This is a genomic window from uncultured Agitococcus sp., assembly GCF_937920075.1.
Lineage (GTDB): Bacteria > Pseudomonadota > Gammaproteobacteria > Pseudomonadales > Moraxellaceae > Agitococcus.
This window is the reverse complement of the sequence record NZ_CALETI010000325.1, coordinates 1-3,246: the sequence shown is the minus strand read 5'-3', so window position 1 is coordinate 3,246 and position 3,246 is coordinate 1. Positions and strand designations below refer to the sequence as shown.

Annotated in this window: 4 protein-coding genes; 3 read left to right on the top strand and 1 reads right to left on the bottom strand. The window is 39.6% G+C overall.

Translation table 11 applies throughout. From position 1 onward, the window contains the following. Positions 1 to 627, top strand: a 627-nt coding sequence (gene hemH / locus Q0212_RS11320) for a ferrochelatase (RefSeq protein ID WP_297925526.1), incomplete at its 5' end; no start/stop codon positions are given. A gap of 9 nt (positions 628 to 636) precedes the next feature. Beyond that, on the top strand, positions 637 to 1,290 hold the full coding sequence (locus Q0212_RS11315) for a hypothetical protein (protein WP_297925524.1): 654 nt from the start codon (positions 637 to 639) through the stop codon (positions 1,288 to 1,290). Positions 1,291 to 1,336: 46 nt separating this feature from the next. Here the strand turns inward: Q0212_RS11315 and mobA are convergent, their stop codons facing one another. Then, positions 1,337 to 1,891, bottom strand: a complete 555-nt coding sequence (gene mobA / locus Q0212_RS11310) for a molybdenum cofactor guanylyltransferase MobA (protein ID WP_297925522.1) — start codon at positions 1,889 to 1,891, stop codon at positions 1,337 to 1,339. A gap of 91 nt (positions 1,892 to 1,982) precedes the next feature. Here mobA and tsaB point away from each other — a divergent pair, with 91 nt between their 5' ends. Then, entirely contained in the window at positions 1,983 to 2,663 is a 681-nt protein-coding gene (gene tsaB / locus Q0212_RS11305) for a tRNA (adenosine(37)-N6)-threonylcarbamoyltransferase complex dimerization subunit type 1 TsaB (protein WP_297925520.1), read from the top strand. Positions 2,664 to 3,246 lie beyond the last annotated feature (583 nt).

The window sequence follows — 3,246 nt, the reverse complement described above, 5'->3', positions numbered from 1 at the left end:
GTATTACCTTTGTTTCCTCAATACTCTGCAACATCAACAGCACCCGTTTATGATGCTATGCAGCGTTGGTGTGCCACACAGCGCAATTTACCTAGTTTTACCATTATTAAGGACTATTTTGCCCATCCGCAATATATTACAGCGATGGCTAATAGTATTCGTGAGTTTCGCGCACAACACGGCACTTCGCAAAAATTATTAATGTCCTTTCATGGCATTCCACAACCTTATGCCGATAAAGGTGATCCGTATCCTAAACGTTGCCGTTGTACAGCCGCGCATATTGCCCATGTTTTGGGTTTAAAAGACGATGAGTGGGCGATTAGTTTTCAGTCACGTTTTGGTAAACAAGAATGGGTGAAGCCGTATACTGATGTTTTATTGGCGGAGTGGGCAAAACAAGGTGTAGAGTCGGTACAAATTGTTTCTCCTGCATTTTCAGCAGATTGTTTAGAAACTTTAGAAGAGTTGGCTGAAGAAAATAAACATTTATTTTTAGATGCGGGTGGTAAACAATATCAATATATTCCTGCTTTAAATCAACGCGCAGATCATATAGAGTTATTAGCACAATTAGTCACACCACACTTGCAGGCTTTTTGGCAAACTATGCCATATTATCACTAAGGACTTGTTATGCGTGCAGAAAAAACGCCTTTGTTGCCCGAAACATGGGATGATTTAGAAAAAATACTCAAACAAAAAGCTGAATTGGCTCTAGATCGTATTGAACAAGCCCTACAAAAAGTTGATGAAACAGTGGCTTTGGTTAAAGCTGTTGGCCAAGATTCAGCACAATTAGCCGTTAAAGAGGCAAAAGAAGCTTTTTTATTGGCTAAACGTGTTGATGTAGAAAAAAATATTAAAGATTTACGCAAACAAGCAGAAGACCGCATACAAGAATTTGCCGATTCATTAGAGCAACGCCGAGAGCAAGAAATCGCCAAGCAAGTAGAAGCATTACGCAAACGTTTGATGCAGCGTGATGAGGATAGAATTGTGGCTAGACGTGTTAAAGAAGCGGGCAAAGTTGAAGCAAGAGTTGAAAAAATTCTAACACGTTTAGAAAATATAGAGCAAAAAACCGAAGAGTCTGTGCCCGCAGCTAGTGCTGCTTTGCAACTAGGATTACAAGTGACCAAACAGGTTGGTGTAGGTAAATTAGCAAGAAGAGCGGCTCGCCAAGCTGATGAATTAAGCCATGAGGTCAATAAAACTTTGAGAGAAGTGCTACCTCGTCAACAAACGGGTAAAAAATGGGATACTCAATTTCCTGAGGATGAAGAATAGATTTTAGACTAAACCTTTAGGGGGGGGCTGACGTTTTGCAAGCACATCAACACATCCTATCTAACCTATTAATATTATTAAAAATATTTCTATCTTTAAAATATACAATGGTATGTTGCTGATTTTGTAGCCATTTGTAAACAGAGCTAAAACCTTGTGAAACTTGTTGTTGTGCATCTTCTGCCAAGCTACGATGCACCAATAATAATAAAGGTTGTAAATGCTCTCCATCGTGCGCTACTGCAATTTTTTGATCTTCTAAATGTTGCCATAAATATTCGGCAATACCTATTGGCAAACAGGGCATATCACAAGCAGTAATCAATACCCAATCGTGATGACAGTGAGGCAGTGTTGCCGCTATGCCTGCTAAAGGCCCTGCAAAATTAGGCGTTGTATCACTAATAACTCGGCCATATTGCTGATAAAGCTCTAAATTACGGTTGCAACTAATGACAATGTCATCTTTAGGCAGATTTTTTAAGACATGACTAATTAAAGGTTGACCTTGCCAAATGACTAAGCCTTTATCTTGGCCATTCATGCGAGTGGCTTTACCTCCTGCCAAAATTAAGGTCGAAAAAATAGGCGGTTGTTTCATGCTAAAAAAATCTCTTTACAGTGATTGCAAGGTATCAACAATATGCGTATAAAGCGCGAGTCTTTTTACATTTTACATTTACTGTTTGATTATGCCTATATTAGCCCTTGATACCGCCAGTGAAGCGTGTTCTGTTGCGATTCATTTAGATAATGGCGAAATTATCAGCCGTTATGAGTATGCGCCGCGCTTACAAACACAATTATTATTACCGATGGTTGATGAGTTATTAGCACAATGCCAATTATCGCCCCAAGCTTTAACGGCAATTGCTTATAGTCGTGGGCCTGGTTCATTTACTGGTGTGCGTATTTCGGCGGCAGCGGCGCAAGGTCTGGCTTTTGGTTGGGATTTACCTGTGTTGGCTATTTCGAGTTTACAAACATTAGCGCAAGGAGCTTATCGTGTTTTACAGCAAGAACAAGTGATCAGTGTTTTTGATGCGCGTATGAATGAAATTTATTTAGGGGCTTATCAGTTAAGTGGCCAGTTAATGCAGCCTGTTATTGAAGAAGTGGTTTGCTCACCTAAGCAAGTACCGAATATCCCTCAACAAAATTGGACTTTGGTGGGGAGTGGTACGATTTATGCTGATGAGATAAAACAGCAGACATCTATACAGCAAGTTTTTTTAGATATTCATCCACAAGCTTATGATGTGGCCGTATTGGCTCAACAAGCATGGCAACAAGGTTTAGCTCAAGCACCAGAGTTAGCCTTACCAGTTTATTTGCGTGATAGTGTTTGGCAAAAGTTGCCTAATAAATCCTAAGAGAGTATTAGATGGATATTATTTTATTATTAAAAGCCGTATTAATGGGTTTGATTGAAGGGGCAACAGAGTTTTTGCCAGTCTCTAGTACAGGCCATTTAATTGTTACCGCGTCATTAATTAATTTTTGGACACCCGAAAAACGCCATGTTTTTGAAGTGGCGATTCAGCTTGGTGCAATTTTGGCAGTATGTTATGAATATCGTCAGCGTTTAATTAATGTCACTCAGGGTTTATTTGCAAGGCAACAACAAGCTTGGATATTTGCCAGTAATATTTTAATTGCTTTTTTACCAGCAGCAATTATTGGTTTGTTTGCCCGTGATTTTATTAAAGGTTATTTGTTTAACCCTGTTTCGGTGGCGACGGCATTGGTGATTGGTGGTTTTGTCATTTTGTATGCCGAAAATCGTCAACACAAAATTACCGTACCAGAAGTAGATGATATGAAACCTTTAGATGCGCTAAAACTAGGTTTTGCTCAATGTTGTGCCTTAATTCCTGGAACATCACGTTCGGGGGCAACGATTATTGGCGGCCTGTTTTTTGGTCTATCACGTAAAGATCGGAAGAGCGTCGTGTA

Excerpts from the sequence above, each read along its gene's own strand:
- Q0212_RS11315 (WP_297925524.1), top strand. The coding sequence starts at position 637 with ATGCGTGCAGAAAAAACGCCTTTGTTGCCCGAAACATGGGATGATTTA.
- mobA (WP_297925522.1), bottom strand. The coding sequence starts at position 1,891 with ATGAAACAACCGCCTATTTTTTCGACCTTAATTTTGGCAGGAGGTAAA.
- tsaB (WP_297925520.1), top strand. The coding sequence starts at position 1,983 with ATGCCTATATTAGCCCTTGATACCGCCAGTGAAGCGTGTTCTGTTGCG.